Source organism: Chitinophaga sp. 05T412, from assembly GCF_056396465.1.
The window spans coordinates 1-24,129 of the sequence record NZ_JBFTLN010000005.1 but is presented as its reverse complement, the minus strand read 5'-3'; the positions used below and the strand labels follow the sequence as shown (position 1 = coordinate 24,129).

Genomic DNA, 24,129 nt, shown 5'->3' with positions numbered 1-24,129 from the left:
TATTGCAGTTAAATCCTATACCTGATGAAAAGAGTTGTTAACGCTATTCTTGTCCTGTTGCTGTGCCCCATTTTATTGTTTGCAGGCGATTATGAAAAAGCCTGGGAAGCGATTCATAAAAACGATCTGAAACTGGCTGTCACGTATTTACAGAAAGTTATTAAATCCAACGGACCACAAAAGAACAGCGCCATTAGTACGCTGATCTTCATACAAACCGGCACTGGTTATGCCGATGAATTTTCTACCACCTACTTTAATCCGCTTACCAATTTTATTAATCCGGCGCCTTATGTATATGCTTTGTGGTTTAATGGGTCGATGCTGGGTGAGTATGGCGCCAAAGACGGTACACAGCTGGAAAATCTGGATCGTATTATAGCCGATACGGTGAACTTTAACGGTTCCCTGAGGGCCGCTGCCCGGTATTTTAAGGCCTATCACTACACGATGAGTAATCAGAGCCCCCTTGCTAAAGCCTTGTATCCGCAAATGGGTGCATTGGAAGAATGGGCATATGTAGGGCCATTTGATAATATTATGGGTAGTGGTTTTGACAAGGACTATGGTCCGGCAAATCAGCCGAATGGGAAAAATTTTATTTCCAGTAACAACGCACCGGTGAATTGGTATGTGCCATTATTTACTACCCGGCAAGGCTGGAATTTTGTAGGCTCTTCTTTCGCTGCCAGTAGCGCTGTAGGCTATCTGCAGACTTTTGTGAAATCGCCCAATGACATGGAAGCATTGGTAGGTTTGGCGGGTAACGGTACCCTGAAGCTATGGATAAATGATAAGCTGATCATCAGCCAGCCGGAAGAACAACTTACCGAGCTGGATTGGTGGAAAGCGAAAGTGCGTTTGAATAAAGGCTACAACCGTGTGCTGGTACAACTGGGATACACGGAAAGTAATACCACTCCCCATTTCATTGTGCGGTTAACAGACAACCAGTATAACCCGGTTGCCGGTATTACATCTAAAGCACAGCCGGAGCCTTATCATCCGGATCTATCTCAAACGGAAGTAATTTCTGTAGGGCATTTTGCAGAAGAATACTTTAAAAAAGAATGTGCACTGCATCCAACAGATCCGGCATTGGCTGTTTTACTCAGCCGGGTGTATGTTCGTAATGAAGCCTGGGATAAAGCAAAGGCAGTGATGTATGAGTGGCAGAAGAAATACCCGAAAGATATGTTGCTGCAGAGCTGCTATATCGATTGTCTCTCCAGCGAAAATGACCGTACAGAAATAGCAGAAAAGCTGGAAACAGTGAAGATGCTAACACCGGATAATTACTGGATTTTAGGTGGCAAAGTGACTAAGCTGCAGGAGGAAAAAAACTATACTGAAGCCATGGATGTGCTGAATCAAATGATTGCCATACACGGGGAACATCGTTTTACTACCTACCGGAAATTACAACTATTATTGGCGCAGGAGAAAGTAGATAGCGCGCTGCAGTTGTTGAAGTTTGCGTATGAAAAATATCCGTTTTCTTCCGATATCGCGCAAGCTATGTATCTGTATGAAGGCAAGGTGAATAATGATCCAGCTAAAGCGTTAGCAGTACTGGAGAAATTTTGTGAGAAGAGATCACTTTATGATATGCAGGGGGCTTTGGCCGATGAGTACCTGAATCAGGGTAAAACAGCCGCCGCACTGGAAGTGATGCATAAAATGAAAAACTTGTCGGAGTTTGACGTAAGATCTTATAACAGACTTATCAAGTTTTACTATGGCCGGCAGGAATACGATTCTACTATGCATTATCTGCGTATCGTGCATCAGATAAGCCCGTATAGTCATGGGCCATTTGGGGATATGGCTAACTGCTTCCTTCAGCAAAAGCAAATTGATTCTGCGATCCACTATTATAAGCAGGCGTTGACGATGTATGCCGGTGGATTTGGTTATCGCGAAAAAGTGCGGACGCTGGAAAATAAACCGGCTATGGATAAGTATTTTCCGGTGCTGGATTATTACAAAGAGATTACTACCGCGTTGAAAGCTCCCCGTGATTCATCTCAGTCCTATGCGTATGTTTTTGATGAAAAGAATGTGATCATTTACCCGGAAGGTGCAGGCGAGCAAACCATCAATACTGCTATCTGCATTAATAACAAAAAAGGTATTTCCCGCTGGAAGGAAGTTTCCATTCCCTACAATACCGTATACCAGGACGTGATAATTGTAAAGGCAGAAGTGATTAAAGCCAATGGATCAAAAATACCTGCGGAAACCAATAATAACGAGATTGTATTTACCAAGCTGGATGAGGGAGATGTGATTTATTTCAATTACAAAATCAACAGTTATGGGCGCGGACGTTTGGGTAGAGAGTATTGGGACAAGGTATATTTTTCTTCTTATGTGCCTAAGCATATCTGTAGTTATAACTTGTTGATATCAGACAGTATTCCACTGTACTATGAGTATGTAAAAGGAGGCGGGATAAAGCCTAAGATCAGCCAGTATGAGCAGTTTAAGATGTACAGCTGGAAAGAAGAAAATATCCCGGCGTTGCGTAATGAATCGTATATGCCCAGTGTGAATGATATTGGTAAAGTATTGCACGTGTCGACCGTAAAAGATTGGGATGTGATAGGCGAGTGGTACAGCGATATTACACGGGTACAGTCGAAGGAGGACTTTGAGATTAACACGGCGTGGAAGGAAATTTTCCCGGCAGGTGTGGATAAGCTGGATGATGTTACCAAAGCCAGAAGGATATACGAATACATAGAAAAGAATATTGCTTATAGTTCAGTATCCTTCCGTCAGGGTGCTTATGTACCGCAGCGTGCGGGTAAAACGTTGGTAACGCGGCTGGGCGATTGCAAGGATTTATCCACCCTGTTCCTGGCGTTTGCGCGGAAGTCGGGGCTGGAAGCTAACCTGATACTGGTGAGTACCCAGGACTACGGCGAGCATAACATGCAGTTGCCTTCCATGGATTTTAACCACTGCATTGTACGATATAAAGCTGACAGCGTGTACCGGTATCTGGAATTAACGGATAATGCCTTGCCGTTTAGCTCTTTGTCTTCCGCCCTGGCGGGTGCGCAGATATTGAATATTCCGTACAATTATAAAGCGGGTGAGAAGATAAGTGTATTGTCTGGTGCTACCTTTGCTCCTAAGTCTGTTCGCCGCCGCCTGCAGGTAGATTTAACGGGTAGTGATCAGCGGATTATTTCTGAATGTGCCTATAGTGGAGAATTGGCTTCGCATATCAGGCATACCTATCAGCATAAAACGGCAGAAGAAACCAGGGATGCCGTGCAGCAGAGCATTAGCGGTACGTTTAAGAATCAGGTGGTATTGGATACTTTTTCTTTCCGCAATTTGGATAACCTGGAAGATACGGTGTGGCTGCGGACTACGTTTACGGTAAAAAATGATGTGATCAATGTGGGCGATTTCAGTATGATTAAACCTGCGTTTATGGACATTGTGGCTACGGCAGACATTTTTACACCGGAGGCGCGTGTGCATCCTTTTCTGTATGGGGATTATGAAAACACGGATGATTACAGTACGGAGATTCGTATTCGTTTGCCGGCAGGTAAACAGTTTGATCAGGTGCCAGGTAATGCCAGTTTGCAGTTGGATGAGATGAGTTATGCGCTGGCTTTCAAAAAAGAGGGAGATGACCAGTTATTGATTAACCGGTATTTTAAAACCAATTGTAATAAGATAGTGCCGCCGGAGGCCTTTAAGCAACTGGAAACATTTTTCAATGGAATTATAAAGGCGGAGCAAAAGTATGTTTCGTTTAAATAGTGGGAAGGGGAGCCTGTTGGTCAATAAAGGTGACTAAGAGGTATCCATCTCCCTAAAAATTATAAAGGGCAATAACTGTGAAATTATTTTACGTAACCAACTTGCCATGGTTACGGGGAATAAATCACCCGATTGCCCTTTTGTTATTTACATATGTTATTTTAATTATAAGATAGCATTAGGAGCGGGAAAAAAAAGATTCAACAAATAGTGAAAATAATAATATGAATTACTTTCGCAGACCGTTCATTTTAACGGTCTTTTTTTATCGAAAAAAATGATATTTTTCAAAACGCAAGGGGCTGGTTATCAATATAATTAGAATATATCGGTCTTTTTTTTCGTAGTCGCTTAATTTTGAAGATAAAAACGAGTATCTTTGCGCAAAATTTCAGAAAACGGTGATTTCTTTCAATTGGTTCAAACATAGAATGGTAGCACTTGTGATGGTTTTAGGCCTTCACGGTATTAGTAATTTTTCCTTTGCACAGGACAGTCATCATGAGAAAGTAGTGGAAGCCGCTACTGGCAGTGAGGGGACAAGTGAGCGCACGGAGGCTGAACCTAAGAAATTGGATATTAAGGAAACTATTTTCGGACACGTAAAGGATGCGCACGACTGGCATCTGTTCGAGCTGGGTGAAACACATGTAACTATTCCGTTACCGGTGATTATCCATAACCCAACACGTGGAACTTCCGTATTTATGTCTTCCGCTTTCCATCATGGGCATGAGTCGCATGACGGATACCGTTTGATTACTGAGCATTACCGTGCTGAAAAAGGGCTGGATGCTGCCAAATATCCAAGTGGTGATATTATTGCAGTAGATGGTAATGATAATCCAACTGGTGAGAAAATCTATGATTTGTCTATCACCAAGAATATCACATCCATGTTCATTGCTGCTATTCTGTTGGTGGTGATTATGCTGAATGTAGCGAAATCTTACAAACAACGTGGTTCCAAGAAAGCGCCTAAAGGTTTCCAAAGCCTGATAGAGCCGGTGATTATATTTATGCGTGACGAGGTAGTAAAGCCTAACATTCCTGGTAAAGGCGCTGCTAAGTATACTCCGTTTATTCTGACTGTATTCTTTTTCATCCTGATCAACAACTTATTGGGTCTGGTACCTGGTTCTGCGAACGTAACCGGTAATCTGGCAGTAACAGCTGCAATGGCTATTATCAGCTTTATAGCTATTATGTTGGGCAGTAATAAACATTTCTGGGGTCACATCTTCAATCCTCCGGTACCTATGGGTGTAAAAATCATCCTGGTTCCAGTGGAGCTGATTGGTATATTCACTAAGCCGGTATCTCTGATGATCCGGTTGTTCGCCAACATTCTGGCGGGTCACATTATCATTCTGAGCATTATCTGCCTGATATTTATATTTGGCGCCATGAGTCCGATTGCTGGTTTTGGTTTTATGCCGATAACGATCCTGTTCAATCTCGTTATGATGATGCTGGAGTTGCTGGTAGCCTTTATCCAGGCTTTCATCTTTGCTAACCTGACAGCAGTATTTATTGGTCAGGCGATGGAAGGTGGACATGATGATGCACATGCCGCACATCACTAAGCTGACAGCAATAGCTGACAGCTTCCAATTTTAGAAATAACTTTTTTAATAATTCAAATACATATTCATTATGGCACTTTTGTCTATTTTATTGCAGGCTGCTGCTGCATCTGGTCTGGCTAAAGCTGGTGGTGCTGTTGGTGCTGGTATCGCTGCTATCGCGGCTGGTATTGGTGTTGGTAACATCGGTAAGAGCGCTCTGGAGTCTATCGCTCGTCAACCAGAAGCTGCTAACGACATCCGTGCAAACATGATCCTGGCTGCTGCGCTGGTTGAGGGTGTTGCCCTCTTCGGTGTAATCGCTGGTCTGTTGGCGGTAGTTATGTAAGCCGAAACTTTTTACTGCATCCGGCGCACAGGGCAATGGATGCAGTAATCTTTTATGCCAATTTTGAAATTAGTTAGTATCAATATAACAACAATAATAAAATTCTAATTATATGGATCTGTTACAACCCGGGTTAGGCTTGTTTCTTTTTTCATTTATCATTTTCGTTATCGTTTTCCTGGTCCTGAAGAAATTTGCCTGGATTCCAATCCTGGCTACTTTGAAGGAGAGAGAAGATTCCATCACTGATTCCATTACTACAGCAGAAAGAGTGAAGGAAGAGATGGCACAGATGAAAGCAGAACATGAGCACGTGCTGGCTGAAGCGAAGGCTGAAAGAAGTAAGATCCTGAAAGAAGCAAAGGATGCGAAAGATATGATCATCAGCGAAGCCAAAACACAGGCGCAGGCAGAAGCTAAAAAGATCATCGCAGAAGCTTACACTGCTATCGAAAACCAGAAAATGGCTGCGTTAACGGATGTTAAGAACCAGGTAGGTAACCTCGTTATTGAAGTAGCAGAGAAAGTGTTGAGAAGAGAACTGGCTGATAAAACAGCACAGGAAGGTTACGTGAAACAACTGGCAGGAGAAATCAAATTAAATTAAGAGATTAACTTTTGACCTTTGGCTTCATTGCTGAAGGCTGAAAGCTAAAAGCTAAAAGCTATATGCAGAATCCCCGTTTAGCATCCCGGTATGCAAAATCATTGATAGATCTGGCACAGGAACTGAACCAGCTTGAAGCGGTGCATACTGACATGTTGTTTTTACAGCAGGTGATGAAAAGCAATCCTGATGTGGTGAGTTTGCTGAAAAGCCCGATCATTAAGGCTGATAAAAAGCAAAAAATATTAACCGCTATTCTGGATGGTCGTGTAAGCGCTACTACTATTTCCTTTATTAACCTGCTGGTGAATAAAGGCCGTGAAAGTGCACTGGCTGAAATGGCCACTGAGTTTGCCCGTCAATACATGGTGCTGAAAAATATCAGCCCGGTTAAAATCACTACTGCGGTTGCATTGGATAACGCCACACTGGATGTTATTAAACAAAAGATCGCCAGCGAAACACCTCAGCAGGTTCAACTGGAAACAGCTGTGAATCCTGATCTGATTGGTGGTTTTGTACTGGAAGCAAATGATCAGCTGTTTGATGCGTCTATTCTGCGTGATCTGAAAGACATCAAACAACAGTTTAACAAGAACATTTACGTATCTGACATACGTTAATCAATACAGCAGCCGCTGCGTACACGCAAAGCTGTTGTCGTTATACTAAATTTCTTTAACGACTTTTTTTTAAAATCATAATTATGGTTGATATTAAACCTGATGAAATTTCGGCGATATTACGCCAGCAGTTGAGCAACTTCAATGCTTCTGCCGACCTGGAAGAGGTAGGTACTGTATTGTCGGTGGGTGATGGTATTGCCCGCATTTACGGTTTGGGTAACGTAGGTTACGGTGAACTGGTTGAATTTAGCAACGGCGTTAAAGCTATTGCACTGAACCTGGAAGAAGATAACGTAGGTGTGGTATTGATGGGTCAGTCAGCAGGTATTAAAGAAGGTGATAAAGTACGTCGTACCAAACAAATCGCATCCATTAAAGTGGGTGAAGGTGTAGTTGGTCGCGTTATCAATACACTGGGTGAGCCAATAGATGGTAAAGGCCCATTGAAAGGTGAACTGTACGAAATGCCACTGGAGCGTAAAGCACCGGGTGTATTGTACCGTGAGCCAGTAAAAGAACCACTGCAAACAGGTGTAAAAGCAATTGATGCGATGATCCCTGTTGGTCGTGGTCAGCGTGAGCTGGTAATTGGTGACCGTCAAACAGGTAAAACAGCTATCTGTATTGATACGATCATCAACCAGAAAGAATTTTATGAAGCAGGTAAACCTGTTTATTGCATATACGTAGCGATTGGTCAGAAAGCATCCACTGTTGCTGGTGTAATGAAAACATTACAGGAAGCAGGTGCAATGGCTTACACTACTATCGTTGCTGCGAACGCTGCTGATCCGGCTCCGCTGCAGTTCTACGCTCCATTTGCGGGTGCTGCTATCGGTGAGTTCTTCCGTGACTCAGGTCGTCCGGCCCTGATCGTTTATGATGATCTGTCTAAACAGGCGGTGGCTTACCGTGAGGTATCCCTGTTGCTGAAACGTCCTCCAGGTCGTGAAGCATATCCTGGTGACGTATTCTACCTGCATAGCCGTTTGCTCGAGCGTGCTGCGAAAATCATCAGCAACGATGAAATCGCAAAACAAATGAACGACTTACCTGAGTCTATCAGACACCTGGTAAAAGGTGGTGGTTCCCTGACAGCATTGCCTATCATCGAAACACAAGCGAGTGACGTATCTGCTTACATCCCTACCAACGTAATCTCCATCACCGATGGTCAGATCTTCCTGGAAGGTAACCTGTTCAACGCTGGTATCCGTCCTGCAATCAACGTAGGTATCTCTGTAAGCCGCGTAGGTGGTAACGCTCAGATCAAATCCATGAAGAAAGTATCTGGTACCCTGAAACTCGATCAGGCACAATACCGTGAAATGGAGGCTTTCTCCAAATTCGGTGGTGACCTGGATGCTGCTACCAAAGCAGTTATCGACAAAGGTGCCCGTAACGTGGAAATCCTGAAACAAGCTCAGTTTAGCCCGTATGCCGTAGAAAAACAAGTAGCCATGATCTACCTGGGTACCAACGGTTTGCTGCGCGACGTTCCTGTTAAACAAGTTCGTGCTTTCGAAGAAGCGTTCCTGAATGAAATGCAGGTGCGTTTACCAGAAGTACTGGGCGAGTTCAAAAAAGGTAACCTGCCAGAAGATGGTATCAAGAAAATGGTTACTTTGGCTAACGAACTGAAACCAAGATTCGCATAAGCAGTTAATATCTGCCTAACATATTAAAGGGCTTTACCAGCAATGGTAAAGCCCTTTTTTTATGCGGGTTAAATAAATTGATATATTTAATAATATATAAGTATTCCTGTATATGGTATAAAATTCCCGTTTTTTTTTATTATTTATTTAACGGGCTGGTATACATTTGTTACGAAAACGTCCCGGTCAACCATCGGAAAACACACAGATTTTTATTTGTTCATAACCTCTCATTTTTAGATTACTACGACTTTTTACAAGTGATCATGATTGTCATGTGCCCCTGTCCTTGTGCTGGAACAGTACGTTAGACCTCCGATTTTTATTCGCCCCTTTTTGTTGCTAAAACCTTACTGCATGGATGTAAGTTTACTTTCCATCTCAACGTTGAGATGCGCATTAAAGACTACTATTCTGTCGTTTTCTTTGGGATGCGTATGCCTGATCGCCAGCGCGCAGTTCACTATTACACAGGACTTTAAAGGGAATTCACAGGGAAATATCACGCTGGGTGGTGCCGCAAAGCTCACCTCTGGTACAATAGATCCCGCAGGCCAGGGCTGGCTGCGACTAACAGAAGATACCACCAACCAGGTAGGTTATGCCTTCGTAAACCAGGGATTCCCTTCTACGTTAGGTGTCCTGATGGACTTTGAATATATTTCCTGGAGGCGAAAAGTGACTGCAGGCGCAGATGGCTTTTCCGTATTCCTGTTTGATGATGTAGTGAATAGCACCACATTCAGTCTTGGTTCAAGAGGTGGTAGCCTCGGATATGCACAATCCACCAGTACTGGTAATACCGGCCTCAGAGGAGGCTATATAGGCGTAGGCATCGATGAATATGGTAACTACTCTAACTGTAGTGAAGGAAAAAGTGGAGGACAATCTGCCAACTGTGGAACCCTATATCCTAATTTTATTTCTGCAAGAGGCCCGGGGCCTAACTATTCTTACCTTTCCGGCGTGAACGTGGGTACCTCCCTTGATTATGATAATACCACGGTACTCACGGCAAGACCCACACCCACCCAATTCTACCGGAGAGTACAGGTGATTCTACAACCTAATGGACTCGGACAATTTGTACTCACCGTAAAATCAACCACCACACCCGGTGGTACCCTCACTACATTGTTTGGTCCCCTAACACTTACTTCCCCGCCACCTGCACGACTCAAACTTGGATTCGCTGCTTCTACCGGAGGCTCTATCAACAAACATGAAGTGAGAAATCTGATCATTACCACACCTGGTAATATCCGTACACAAAAGCTGGTGAATAAAACGGTGGCTAAAGTAGGGGATCAGTTGGTATATACCGTGAACGTTTATAACGAAACTACTTCCGCCGTTAATAATCTCCCACTAACAGATATTTTTTCGCCGAACAATGGATTTAATATTACCAATGTAGCCTTCAGCGGCACTACCGGAAACACCGCAACAGGTTATAACAGTACCAGTTTATCGACTGCCTCACTCAACATGGTGGCCAATAGTGTATCTACCTTTACTGTAACCGGTACCGTTGCCAGTAAGCCCGCCAACGGCATGCTCACCAATACAGCTTATGTAGATCCTACGCCAACTGGCATCAGTGATGGTGATCCAACCAACGACACTTCGTCTGTAAGCACACAAATTATTGCACCTGACCTCAACATCGCGAAAACGCATACCGGTAATCTGAGAAAAGGATTGAGCGGTACCTATACCCTCAATGTCAACAATGTAGGCGTTGATGCCAAACCTGGTGTAAGTACGGTGACTGTCACGGACATCGTCCCTGCGGGGATGACCGCAGGAGCCCCCTCCGGCACCGGTTGGGCTTTTTCCGGCACTGGTAATAACATCACCGCCATCCGGTCGGATGTACTGGCCCCCGGCGCCGCTTATCCGCCAATTAGTATACCCGTTACCGTTGCATCCAATGCACCCGATAGTATTACCAATACGGCTACTGTTACCAACGAGTTTGATGCCAATACGGCTAACAATACCGCCAAAGATCCGGTAGATACGCGCAGGAATATGGATTTGCAGGTGGTGTCCCTGATCATGCCGCCCGGCAAGCTGGGGTGCCTGAATGTGCCTTACCAGGTGCAGGTGAATATCCGCAATAATGGCCCCGATTCCGCCGTAAACGGACGTTTGAACTTTAGTGTACCTACTGCCCTGAATAATATTTCGCTGGTTAGCAGAACCATCACCTCAGGCGGTGGCCGTTTTGGTACCGGTAGTTCCGTAAGCACTACGGGCTACGTAGATTCCGTGACACTAAGCAGCGGCGCCACCGCAAGATATATTTTTGCGGTTACCGTAACATCTCCCGCACCCGCCATGCTGGCTATTGCACAGGCCAGCCTGCTGCGTTCAGGCACTGATCTGGATATAGACGCATCAGATCCTGCACTTGCCATCCCTACTGATCCGCTGCACGAGTGTGATGCAGCTCCATCCGGAGGAGGGTGTAATAATATTTTGAGAGATACCACCTTTGTGAGCGGAGGAGTGTCACAGTCTAATGCCGGACCTGATCAGGTATTGTGCGGTGCAACTACCACTACATTAGCGGCTACTGCGCCGGTATCCGGTACCGGCAACTGGCAACAGGCATCGGGACCTAATACAGCCACCATCAACAACGTGGCCGTGGCTAATACCGGCATCAGTAACCTGATACCTGGTATCTATGCTTTTGTATGGACCGTCAGTAATGGCGGCTGTACGCCATCGTCAGATACGGTACAGATTACCGTGAATGCCCTGCCTACACTGGCTGTTGCCGGACCTGATCAGAGTCCGTGTAATGTTACCAGCGCTACATTGGCTGGGAATACACCTGTAACCGGTACGGGTGGCTGGCGACAAATCAGCGGCCCCAATAATGCGACGTTTGCAGATACTACAAATCCCACTACAGGTATCAGCGGATTAGTATCAGGAAGCTATACGTTTGTTTGGACTATTAGGAATGCTAACTGTACGCCTTCCATGGATACGGTAGTGATTAATGTGAGCCCGTCGCCGACCACTGCGAACGCGGGGCCCGACCAGCAATTGTGTAATGCAACCAGTACACCACTTGCCGGTAACACACCCACCGCAGGAACCGGCCAGTGGTCACAGATCGCAGGACCTAACACGGCTTCCTTTGCGAATGCCACCCAATCCAATACGGTGGTGCAAAACCTGCAGCCCGGCACTTATTCGTTGGTATGGACTATCAGCAGCGGCTCCTGTGCACCTTCGGCCGATACCATGCAGTTAATTATTGCTGCTGCACCTACCTCGGCTAATGCAGGTCCGGACCAGACGAAATATAACAACGGGCAATTTACCATCAGTGGTAATACGCCTGCCAGCGGCAGCGGCTCCTGGACAGTGGTGAGCAGCAATGCGGTGATTGGCAGTCCATCATCACCAACTACCACGGCTACTCTGCAACCCAATACCACCGCAACACTCACCTGGACGATTACCAATGGTAACTGTCCGCCGAGTATTGATACTGTCGTACTCACTTATACTTCCCAGGCAGACCTGAAAGTAACAAAATCTGATGCCGGCAATACCTACAAAACTAACAGTACATTAACCTATACCATTACCATTGAAAACGCCGGGCCATCAGACATCTACGGATTTACCCTGAAGGATACCCTGCCTGCCCTGATGACCGGTGCTTCCTGGACTTCAGTAGTTACAGGTACCAACGTGGCTTTGCGCCCGCTTTCTGGTGCTGGTAATATTATAGCTGCCAATGGCGATATTCCTTTTGCAGCAGGCAATAAAATAGTGATTACCGTAACCGGCACCGTTGCCGCCAATGCCATTGGTGGTAATGTGATCACCAATACCGCTACTGTTAGTAATCCAACAGGATTGCCAGATCCGGTGCCCGGAAATAATAGTTCTACGGTAACAGGCACTGTACCTAACAACCCGCCTATAGCGGTGAATGATAATTACACCACCATCCGGGATGTACCCGTGAGTGGTAACGTATTAACCAACGACAGCGACCCTGAAAATCAACCTATAACGGTATCGCCTACACTGATACAATCACCTGCTTCCGGCAGCGTTGTACAGAACACGGATGGCACCTTTACCTATACGCCAGCACCGGGTTTTGTGGGTACAGATACTTACATATACCAGGTGTGTGATAACCAGGGGGCTTGCTCCCAGGCTACGGTAACCATTACGGTGACGAAAGGAATGGCCCATCTTACTATTGCTAAAATAGCTACACCGGCTACTGCCAGTGCAGGAGGACCACTGACCTATACATTAACGGTTACCAATAATGGTCCGTCTACTATTTTAAGTACAGAAACCTTCTCAGTAGTAGATACGTTACCGGCAGGATTTATTGCCAGTACATTTACGCCTTCAGCAGGAACTTATAATAATGGCAACTGGACCGGTGTAACGCTGAAGCCTGGCGCTTCTGTGACATTGACCATTGCCGGAACTGTGGCTTCTTCCTTTACGGGTACCAGTCTCACCAATACGGCGAGTGCTACGCCGCCTCCAGCCATACCTGATTCTACGCCAGCTACTACAACGCTGGTAACGCCGGTTACCAAATCAGTAGAAGTGGTGGTGACGAAAACGGATAATACTACCACGTATGTTCCGGGAACCACTACTCAATATAAGATCACGGTGGTGAATAATGGACCGGCGGATCTTGTAGGAGCCACCTTCCAGGACCCACTGCCAGCTGGTATTACTACCGCTTCCTGGACTGCCGTAACTCCTCATGGTGGTCAGGCCAACAACTCCGGTAATGGGCCTATTAATGAGATAATCAGTCTTCCTGCTGGAAGCACCGTCGTATATACGTTAACGATAACTATTCCATCTAATTACACCGGTCCGTTAACCAATACGGCCAGCGTAGTGATACCATCCGGATATAACAATATTAATCCTTCAGGTAATAGTGCAACGGATACGGATACACCGACCCCGCAGTTTGGTTTGCAGGTAAATAAAAGCGGCCCTGCCAGTGCTGCTGCAGGTACATCACTGAGTTACGATATAACAATTGTAAACAATGGCCCTTCCGATGTTACGGGGGCTGCAGTAGCAGATCATTTGCCTACAGTGCTTCAGAATCCTATATGGACAGTAACAACAGCGGGTAGTGCCACGGCTTCGCAAGCCAGTGGTAATGGTGATGTTAGCTTCACTGCTGGTCTCCCTGCCGGTGCCGCTAATACCATTACTATCCATATCAGTGGTACCATAGATCCGGCGGCTGTCGGTACGCTGTCGAACACCGCCAGCATTACCCCTCCGGGATCAGCGCTGGTATTTTCCAATACCGTAAATACTGTGCTGGAAAGCAGCACGGGGCTTACTTTGGTAAAACAAGGGCCTTCCACAGGGCATATCGCTGCTGGCCAACCTATCAGTTATCAACTCAAACTCACGAATGCAGGTCCGTCTAATGCGGTTGGAATTGTTTTATCAGATGTAGTGCCAGCGGCTATTACAAATGTTAGCTGGGTAGTTAGCACCGCTGGTGCCGCCGAAGTAGCMGCTGGTAGCGCCAACAGCGGCTCCGGAAATAATATCAGTACCACTGTAAACATACCTGCCGGATTGGCGAATGTGGTGACATTACAAATCAATGGTACTGTAAGCTCAGCGGCCACTGATACCTTGCTAAATACCGCCACTGCAACGTTGCCCGGCAACACTACTGTTACAGCGTCTAACAAAACAGCAGTGGATAATAAACCCGGTTTGCAGATTGTAAAAGCTGGTCCTGCTACCGCAGATGCCGGAACGAATATTACTTACACCATTACGGTAAATAATAGCGGCCCTTCAGATGCTTTGCAGGCCGTGATTTCAGATGTGGTAGGTCCTACTACTATGACCAATGTAAGCTGGACAGCTACCGCTGCCGGCAATGCGGTTATCAATAGTGGCGCTACCGGTAACGGCAACACGTTATCTGTGAATGCTAATATCCCTGCTGGAAGCAATAACAGCGTGACGATTGTTGTGCAGGGTACTATTCTTTCCGGAGCCGCTGGAAGTATCCGTAATACGTCAACCGTAGCGGTAACCGGGCAGCAGCCGGTAGTATCAAACGAAGTGATTACACAGATTACCAATCGCACTGGATTAGTAGTTACTAAAACAGGACCAGTTACAGGTACTGCAGGAGGTTCTATGTTATACCTGTTGAAAATTACCAATACAGGTCCTTCTGACGCTTTAAATGCAGTATTGCTGGATACACTGGGCGCTATGATACAGGGTCCCGGAATTACAGCGATCAAGCACGGTAACGCCACTGTTGCTTCTTATCAGATCACAGGCAACATTGCACAGGTAACAGGGAATATACCAGCAGGAGATAGTAATTCCATTGATGTTATTATTCTTGGAAAAATAGATCCTGCATTTACCGGTCAGATAACAAATCAGGGATTCATTAGTGCGAATAACGGACCAGTCGTAAATTCTAATGTAGTGATCACTACGGTGGTTAACAAACCTGTTGTAACGATCACTAAAGCAGGTAAGGACACCGCTGTTGCAGGACAGCCGTTGAACTATGCCATATCTGTTGGCAATACTGGTTTGTCGGATGCTGTTAATATAAATATACAGGACGCTGTTCCTGCAGGTTTGTCGAATGTGAGCTGGACTACCTCGCTGGTGAATGGTGCTACTGTTTCCAGCGGCGCCACCGGCACTGGTAGCAATATTAACGTTACCGGCACTGTTCCCGCAGGTAAACAGGCCTTTATCACCGTCAATGTATCCGGAACAATCACGCCTTCTTTCACGGGTGATCTCTCCAATTTTGCTACTGCTACCGTCAATGGAGGTACGCCATTGCCATCAGACACCGTGGTAACGCATGTTATCAGCAAGCCATCATTGCAGATCACTAAATCAGGACCGGGAAGTGTTTCTGCCGGTGGTTTTATCCGGTATGCTTTGCAGATCACCAACTCGGGACCTTCTGATGCCGTGAATGTAAATATTACTGATCCGGTGAATGGAATAATAGAGGCTACCAGCTGGCTGACGTCTGTTAGCGGTGGTGCAAGTATCAGCAGCGGCGCCACAGGTAATGGAAATAATGTGGCGATGGTAGCGAATATTCCTGCAGGTACCGGTAGTATCATTGTTTATGTAGATGGAACTGTCAACGCAGGTGCTGCTGGAACAGTGAGTAACACGGCTACTGCTACTGTTGCCGGAATGCCTCCTGTCACGGCTTCCACATCTGCTGTGGTGATTAATGATCCGTTGATTAGTATCAGCAAAACGGGCCCTACGCAGGCTAATGCGGGAGAATCAATCAGTTATACACTGGTGGTGACCAACTACGGAAAATCAAATGCCAGAAATGTAAATATTAGCGACCTGGTACCGCCGCAGTTAACCAATGTAAGCTGGTCCACAACCACTGCCGGCACTATCACCGTGAATAGCGGTGCCACAGGTACTGGTAATAATGTAGCCGTACTGGCTGATGTGAACGCAGGTACACAAAATCATTTATTCGTTACCGTTACCGGAACCATTGCGCCCGACTTTACCGGTACGTTTATCAATAGCTCCCGTGCGGTGGTGAATAACAGGGATACCACCCGCAGTGATACTGTTACCACAACAGTAGCCAGCAAACCGGGAATACAAATCGTGAAAACAGCCCCAGATACAGTAGCTGCCGGAGGTATTATTACCTATACTATTACTACCACTAATATTGGTCCTTCTGATGCGCCACAGGTAGCTATTACAGATGCGCTGCCTGTTTTTGTGAAGAACRTCAGCTGGTCAGCTACAGCAGTGGGTAATGCAACGGTATTAACCGGCGGCGGTACAGGTAATAACGTGGTTGTTCAGGGTAGTATTCCTGCCGGCGCCAATAATATGATTACCCTGACCATTACGGGTACCGTTGATCCGGCCTTTACCGGAGATCTTAACAATTTAGCATTGGCTACACCGGGTACACAGCCATCTATTTCTTCCAATACTACGGTGACGCATGTGGTGAAAAAAATAGCGCTGGCGCTCTCTAAATCCGGTCCTTCCCAGGAAGCTGCCGGTGCGAATATTATTTATCTGCTGAGATTAAGTAATAACGGACCTTCGGATGCACCAGGCGTTCAGTTCTTCGATACTATTCCTGCTGCTATTAAAAATGTGACATGGACGGCTGTTAAAACCGGCGGCGCTGTGGTACTTACAGGCGCAACAGGTACTGGTAACCAGGTAGCCGTAACAGGTGATATTCCGGCAGGTGCCGCTACCAGCAATATCCTTATCCTCGTGAAAGGCGTAATAGATCCGGCATATACCGGTGTACCATTGCGGAACATTGCGTATGCATCTTCCATAGACCAACCAATACCAGTAAAGGACACTGCTACTACCCGCGTGCTGACACAGTCATTGCTGAAATTCAGTAAGAGTGGCCCTACGGTATTGTTTGCCGGTGACCCCGTTACCTATACCATTCACTTACAAAATGGCGGGCCTTCTGATGCAGTAAACGTGCATATTGGCGATGTGATTGATCCTGCTATCTTAAACCCCGCATGGACGGCTGTTGCCACTGGTACAGGTACCAGTATCGATGCCACCAGCGGCACCGGTAATATTAGCCTGAATGGAAATATACCAGCAGGTGCCGGTCATAATATTGATATAACGGTAACGGGTATATTAAATTCGAACTACACCGGTGATAGTATATTCAATAGCGCGGTGGCTACGCTTGCGGGTCAGCAACCTGTGGTATCTACTGTGAATACACTGGTGATGCGCCGGGCTAATCTGAGGATTGTGAAGAGCGGTCCTGGTACTGCTGCTGCCGGTGAAAAAATCAATTATACCATTACGGTCAATAACTATGGCCCATCTGATGTAACGGGCCTCACGATTACAGATATTATTCCTGCGGCCATATTACAACCGGTATGGACAGCTACCGCAGTAGGTACGGGAAGCACAGTCTCTGCTGCGAGCGGCACCGGCAATATTAATCTTACCGGCAATCTGCGGGCCGGAGCTGCTAATAGTATAACCATTACCGTTAATGGTACCATTGATCCGTCTGCAACTGATAGTAGTTTTATTGTTAATACCGCCACTGTAGTGCCACCGGCTAATTTTGAAAACACGAATCCGGTTAATTCAACTACAGTTACACTGGTTCGCAAACAGGCAGACCTGGTGATCGTGAAATCAGGCCCGGCCAATATTGCAGCAGGGCAAAATATTAGTTATCAGTTGCTGGTCACTAACCGGGGTATTTCGGATGTTACCAATGCCGTCATTAGTGACGCGATACCTGCGGGCGTGGCTATCACCAATGTAACGGTGACGACTACCGGCAGTGCCAGCGCTGGTACAGCGGTTGTTAATGGTAACAATATTACGCTGACGGGTAATATCGTTGCCGGTGCAGGTAACAGTATTGTGGTGAATATAGACGGCATAGTAGATCCTGCGGCTACCGGCACTATTACCAACACCGCTACCGTAACGCCTCCGGCAGATGTGCAGGAAACGAATCCGGCGAATAATACCAGCGCCATTAGTACCATTATTTCTACCAGTCTCGGATTACAGATCTCAAAATCCGGACCTGCCAGTGTAAATGTATTGGATAAGATCACGTATACCATTGTATTAACTAACAGCGGTATTTCTGATGCCGGTGAAGTAACCGTAACTGACGTAGTACCAACAGACATTACCGGGGTAACGTGGTCCGCCACAGCAACCGGTAATGCAGGTGTTTTATCGGCTGCTTCCGGAAGTGGTAACAATATTAATTTAACTGCAAGGGTAGGGGGTAGTAACTCCGGCACTATCACCATCATTGTTACTGGCACGGTGCGTGTACTGGCTGCTGCCACTATTACGAATACAGTGACAGCCACTGCCAATGGTAGCAGTTCAAGCACCGTAGTAACTTCTGTGAATAATTCAGTAGATCTGCGCATTAATAAAACAGCGCCTACCGATATCGTAGCAGGAGAAGAAATTACGTATGTGGTTACCGTCACCAATGCTGGTCCGGCAGATGCCATCGGCGCTGCTATTACAGACGCCATGCCTGCCGCATCAGATGTGCAGAACGTTACCTGGACCGCTACGGCTACCGGTGGCGCCAATGTTACGCCTACCAGTGGAACCGGTGCTGCAGGTATCTTCCTGGCAGCTGATATTCCAGCTTACACCGGTGTTGTGACCATCACCATAAAAGGCACCGTAAATCCGGCCACTACAGGTATAATAGAAAATGCGGCAGCTACCGTTCCCGGATTTGGTCAGGTAGATCCAACACCTGCACAGGTGCTGGTGAGTACCAATGTAACCACTACGCCGGGCTTGTCTGTGGTGAAATCAGGACCTGCACAGGTAATTGCCGGCGATACCATGACGTATACGCTGCTAATACATAATAACGGTCCATCAGATGCCACCGGTGTTACTATTAAAGATACCATACCAGGCGCCGTAACAGGTGTTACCTGGTCAGCTGCTATTAATAATGCCACTATTACTGATCCGGGTACCGGCGCAGGTAATATAGTAGCTATTACAGCTGATATCCCTGCTGGTGGATCTGTTACCGTACATATCGCAGGTAAAACAGATCCGGCTTTTGAAGGCTCCATGATCAATCATGCGGTAGCGAGTGGTAACGGACAAACATCTGTCAGCAATGATGTACGCACGCTGGTGCAGAATAAACCGGGTCTTACCATCCGTAAGTCAGGACCGGCCAAAGCCGCTGCTGGCGCACAAATTTCTTATGCTATTGCCATTGCCAACAACGGATTATCTGCTGCCAATGGTATTACCGTAGCCGACGTGTTACCGGTGAATCTGAAAAATCCAGTATGGTCAGCTACCGCTGGAGGCAGCGCTGCTATCATCGGTGGTGATATTAATAATCATCCGGGAGATGTGAGCTTCAAAGCCAATGTACCGGCCGGAAGTGGTAACACGATTGTAGTCAACATCAGCGGTACTATCGATGCCGCCGCCACCGGCAGCTTAACCAATATCGCCAATGCTACGTTGGCCAATGGCACACCAATGGCCGATACCGTTGTTACCCAGCTGACTACACAAACCGGCCTGCGATTACTGAAAGCAGCGCCGGATACTGCTACCGCAGGAACTACTATTACTTACACAGTAGACGTGTATAATGATGGACCTTCCAATGCGGTAAATGTGAATGTGGCAGATGTAATACCTGCACAGCTGAAAGACAGTAAATGGTCTGCTACTGCAGCCGGCGCCGCGGTAGTACATGGTGGTAACCTGCAACAACAGTCCGGTAATGTTGCCTTCACCGCTGATATTCCAGCAGGCACCAGCAACGTAGTACATGTGATGATTACCGGTACTGTACAATCTGATTATACCGGTGCGGTGAATAACCAAGCCACTGCTACTGCAGGAGGGGTGAATTATCTTTCTAATAATGTGGTAACACATGTGGTAAGCAAACCAGGATTACGTCTTGTTAAGTCTGGTCCTTCCACCGGCATTGCAGGTGATGCCATCAGTTATAGCATCATCTTAACGAATGACGGACCATCAGATGCCGCCAATATCAAAATAGCCGACATACTGCCTGCACAGATATTGCAACCGGTATGGTCCGCTGCGGCCACCGGCGCCGCTGTTATTACCGGAGGTAATGTAACTAATCAGTCCGGCGACGTAAACCTGGTAGCGAGTGTACCGGCAGGAGCAGGAAATCGTGTAGTAATTAACGTTAGTGGTACTATACAGCCTTCTTTCTCTGGCAATATCACTAACCTGGCAAGTTATTCACTGAATGGAAACAGTGTGAATACACCACCGGTGATCACGGCCGTAACTAAACAAGTGAAGTTAAAGGTGAGCAAATCAGCGCCAGACACCATCGCTGCTGGTAGTAAAATCAACTATACGTTATTGATTACCAACGAAGGATTGTCTGATGTAAATAATGTGCTGATCAGTGACCTGGTACCCGCTACCATTCAGCAGGTGAGCTGGAACGCGGTGGCAACGGGAGCTACGGTTAATGGTGTCAATAGTGGAACTGGTGGCAACATCAACGTCAACGCCAGCATACCGGCAGGTCCGCAGCGGAATGTGCTGATCAATATCAGTGGGGTAGTAACGCCTTCCGCTACCGGTATTATACAGAATAAGGTAACCATCAGTGATAATGAAAAAGTAGTGGCCGGCGATTCCGTGAATACGCACATCATCAATAAACCTGGTGTACAATTCACCAAATCCGGACCACGCACCGCTGTAGCCGGAAGCGCTATTAATTATACCATCACGCTGGGTAATACCGGTCCATCTGACCTGATAAATGCGAAAGTAGCAGACCTGGTACCTGTGCAGATAGGAAACGTTAGCTGGAATATTACCACAAAGGGAACTGCTGCATTGGCGAACGGCACCCCTGTTTCCGGTACCGGTAATCAAATTACATTCACTGCCAACGTTCCCGCTGGTACGGATAACGAAGTGGTTGTATTGGTGGCAGGTACGGTAGCACCTGGCTTCGTGGGTGATATCACCAATACAGCTCAGGCTACAGATAACGGTAACGCTTATACGTCAAGTGTTAAAACGACTGTGCAAAATTCGGCCTTACTAACCATAGAAAAAATAGGACCTGATACAGTGAGTGCAGGTAATAGCATCAGCTATGTTATTACCGCTATGAACCAGGGTCCATCAGATGCCAGTGGCATTAGTATCACAGACCTGGTACCAGCGGGCATTACTAATGTGAGCTGGACCGTTTCTCCTTTTGGTAGCGCACAAATCACCAGTCCGCTTTCCGGAACCGGTAATAATATCACCGTTAACGGAAACATTCCGGCAGGAACAGCAAATAAAATACAGATTGTAGTGGATGGACTTATACCGCCAGATGCCATCGCGGAATCTGTAACGAATACAGCTACGCTCAGGAAGCCGGATAATACCACCATTAATAGTACGGTGAATACGAAGATCCGTCAGTTGACGGCGCTGACTATACGTAAAGTAGCACCGGCTACCGCGAATGCGGGTGATAGTCTTCGCTATAATATTACGATCGCTAATGATGGACCTTCTGATGCGAAGAATATACAGATCACAGATCTGGTAAGTGATACGCTTAGCGGCGTAAGATGGATGGCTACAGCTACCGGTAATGCACAAATTATTGGTGCCGCACAGGGAACCGGAAAGAATGTATCTCTGCGTGCAAATATCGGTGCTAACCCAGCGGATGCCATCCAGGTAATGGTGGTAGGAAAAATTAATCCTGACTTTGTGGGCAGGATTACCAATACTGCTACCGTAGCCGATGCTGCCGGAAAAGTGAGCAGCGCTGCGGCCAGCACTGCAGTAGGTAGCAAGCCATCGCTGCATATTACCAAAACCAGTGCGGGCAGTGTTAACGCCGGCGATACCATTCATTATCTCATCACTGCTTCCAATGATGGACCTTCCAATGCTGCGGGAGCAACCATTACAGATAATGTACCAGCTGTCATCACCAACGTTAGCTGGACAGCTACCGCCAATGGCGCTTCTCAGGTAATTGGAGCTGCCAGCGGCACCGGTAATAGTATATCAGTGAAAGGCAATATAGCAGCGGGTACAGGCAATACGATTGTGGTGAATATCACCGGTATAGTGCCTGCCAATGCAACCGCTACGTCGTTGTCGAACATTGCAAAACTGAATGACTCCATTCCAAGTGATTCTGTGATCACGCCTGTAACGAAGAAACCGAATGTGCATGTGGTGAAAACAGCTCCTGCTACAGCTATTGCAGGTGATAGCCTCAAGTACACTATTACCGTTACAAATGATGGCCCATCCGATGCAAGCGGTGTGAAGATCAGCGATATTGTTTCTGATACACTCAGTGGCGTAAGCTGGACCGCGAGTGCCAGTGGCGCCGCGCAGATTATTGGCAGCAACAGTGGTACGGGTAATGTAACGTTGACGGGTAATATTTCCGCAGGTACGGGTAACGCGATTAACATACAGATAGCAGGTAAGATCAATCCAGACTTCACTGGTACCATCACCAATACGGCCGGTGCTACAGATGCAAATAACAACACAACTACCGGTACCGCTACTACGCAGGTAACCAGTAAATCCGCATTAAGCATTACCAAAACCAGTTCCGGCAGCGTGAATGCAGGTGATACCATCCGTTACGTGATCACGGCATCGAACGCCGGACCATCAGGTGCTAAGAACGTAAGCATTGCCGATGCGGTGCCATCGGCGATTACGAACGTTACCTGGACAGCCACCGCTAATGGTACATCTCAGGTAATAGGTACCGCCAGCGGCAGTGGTAATACTGTATTGGTGAAAGGCAATATCGATGCAGGTGCTGGCAATACGATAGTCGTTAACGTTATGGGTGTGGTACCAGCCAATGCAACTGCTGCTTCATTGACAAACATTGCGATACTGAATGATTCTATTCCAAGTGATTCTGTAATCACGCCTGTAACGAAGAAACCGAATGTACATGTGGTGAAAACAGCTGCAGCTACAGCTATCGCAGGCGATAGCCTTAAGTATACCATCACGGTTACCAATGATGGCCCATCGGATGCCAGTGGTGTGAAGATCAGCGATATCGTTTCTGATACGCTCAGTGGCGTTGGCTGGACAGCTAGCACCAGTGGCGCAGCGCAGATAATAGGTAGTAACAGTGGTACAGGTAATGTAACGCTGACGGGTAATATTTCCGCGGGTACTGGTAACGCCATTAACATTCAGATTGCAGGTAAGATAAATCCTGACTTCACAGGTACCATCACGAATACGGCTAGTGCGACAGATGTAAATAACAACACTACTACCGGCACCGCTACTACGCAAGTAACCAGTAAGTCGGCCCTGAGCATTACCAAAACGAGCGCAGGCAGCGTGAATGCAGGAGATACGATTCGTTATGTAATCACGGCTTCGAACGCCGGACCATCCGGTGCTAAGAACGTAAGCATTGCCGATGCGGTGCCATCGGCGATTACGAACGTTACCTGGACAGCTACCGCTAATGGTACGTCTCAGGTAATAGGTACCTCCAGCGGCAGTGGCAATAGCTTATTAGTGAAAGGCAATATCGATGCGGGTGCTGGCAATACGATAGTCGTTAACGTCATGGGTGTGGTGCCAGCCAACGCCACCGCTGCTTCATTGACAAACATTGCGATACTGAATGATTCCATTCCAAGTGATTCTGTGATCACCCCTGTAACGAAGAAACCGAATGTACATGTGGTGAAAACAGCTGCAGCTACGGCCATTGCAGGTGATAGCCTCAGGTATACTATCACCGTTACGAATGATGGTCCATCTGATGCAAGTGGTGTGAAGATCAGCGATATCGTTTCTGATACACTCGTTGGTGTAAGCTGGACAGCGAGTACCAGTGGCGCAGCGCAGATAATAGGTAGCAGCAGTGGTACAGGTAATGTAACGC

The 24,129-nt window shown here is 46.7% G+C and carries 7 protein-coding genes; all 7 read left to right on the top strand.

Annotated features, from left to right (window positions below; translation table 11 throughout):
- The first annotated feature begins 24 nt into the window (after positions 1–24).
- Positions 25–3,786 (top strand): DUF3857 domain-containing protein, encoded by a 3,762-nt coding sequence (locus AC1DFM_RS12585; protein WP_477077086.1) that lies wholly within the window; start codon positions 25–27, stop codon positions 3,784–3,786.
- Between the two features lie 431 nt (positions 3,787–4,217).
- Entirely contained in the window at positions 4,218–5,372 is a 1,155-nt protein-coding gene (atpB, locus tag AC1DFM_RS12580; protein ID WP_477077085.1) for a F0F1 ATP synthase subunit A, read from the top strand.
- Positions 5,373–5,442: 70 nt separating this feature from the next.
- Positions 5,443–5,700, top strand: coding sequence for an ATP synthase F0 subunit C (gene atpE / locus AC1DFM_RS12575; RefSeq protein ID WP_089758700.1), 258 nt, complete (start codon positions 5,443–5,445; stop codon positions 5,698–5,700).
- A 112-nt stretch (positions 5,701–5,812) separates the two neighbouring features.
- Positions 5,813–6,307: a F0F1 ATP synthase subunit B gene (gene atpF, locus AC1DFM_RS12570; protein ID WP_477077084.1), complete on the top strand. Its 495-nt coding sequence runs from the start codon at positions 5,813–5,815 to the stop codon at positions 6,305–6,307.
- 62 nt (positions 6,308–6,369) lie between these two features.
- A complete protein-coding gene (gene atpH, locus AC1DFM_RS12565; protein ID WP_477077083.1) occupies positions 6,370–6,930 on the top strand; it encodes an ATP synthase F1 subunit delta in 561 nt (186 codons plus the stop codon).
- 83 nt (positions 6,931–7,013) lie between these two features.
- Positions 7,014–8,591, top strand: coding sequence for a F0F1 ATP synthase subunit alpha (atpA, locus tag AC1DFM_RS12560; protein ID WP_477077082.1), 1,578 nt, complete (start codon positions 7,014–7,016; stop codon positions 8,589–8,591).
- Positions 8,592–8,948: 357 nt separating this feature from the next.
- Positions 8,949–24,129, top strand: a 15,181-nt coding sequence (locus AC1DFM_RS12555; protein WP_477077081.1) for an Ig-like domain-containing protein, incomplete at its 3' end; no start/stop codon positions are given.

Bases quoted from the DNA above. Each gene is read 5' to 3' on its own strand.
- AC1DFM_RS12585 (WP_477077086.1), top strand. From the start codon at position 25: ATGAAAAGAGTTGTTAACGCTATTCTTGTCCTGTTGCTGTGCCCCATT.
- atpB (WP_477077085.1), top strand. From the start codon at position 4,218: ATGGTAGCACTTGTGATGGTTTTAGGCCTTCACGGTATTAGTAATTTT.
- atpF (WP_477077084.1), top strand. From the start codon at position 5,813: ATGGATCTGTTACAACCCGGGTTAGGCTTGTTTCTTTTTTCATTTATC.
- atpA (WP_477077082.1), top strand. From the start codon at position 7,014: ATGGTTGATATTAAACCTGATGAAATTTCGGCGATATTACGCCAGCAG.
- atpE (WP_089758700.1), top strand. From the start codon at position 5,443: ATGGCACTTTTGTCTATTTTATTGCAGGCTGCTGCTGCATCTGGTCTG.
- atpH (WP_477077083.1), top strand. From the start codon at position 6,370: ATGCAGAATCCCCGTTTAGCATCCCGGTATGCAAAATCATTGATAGAT.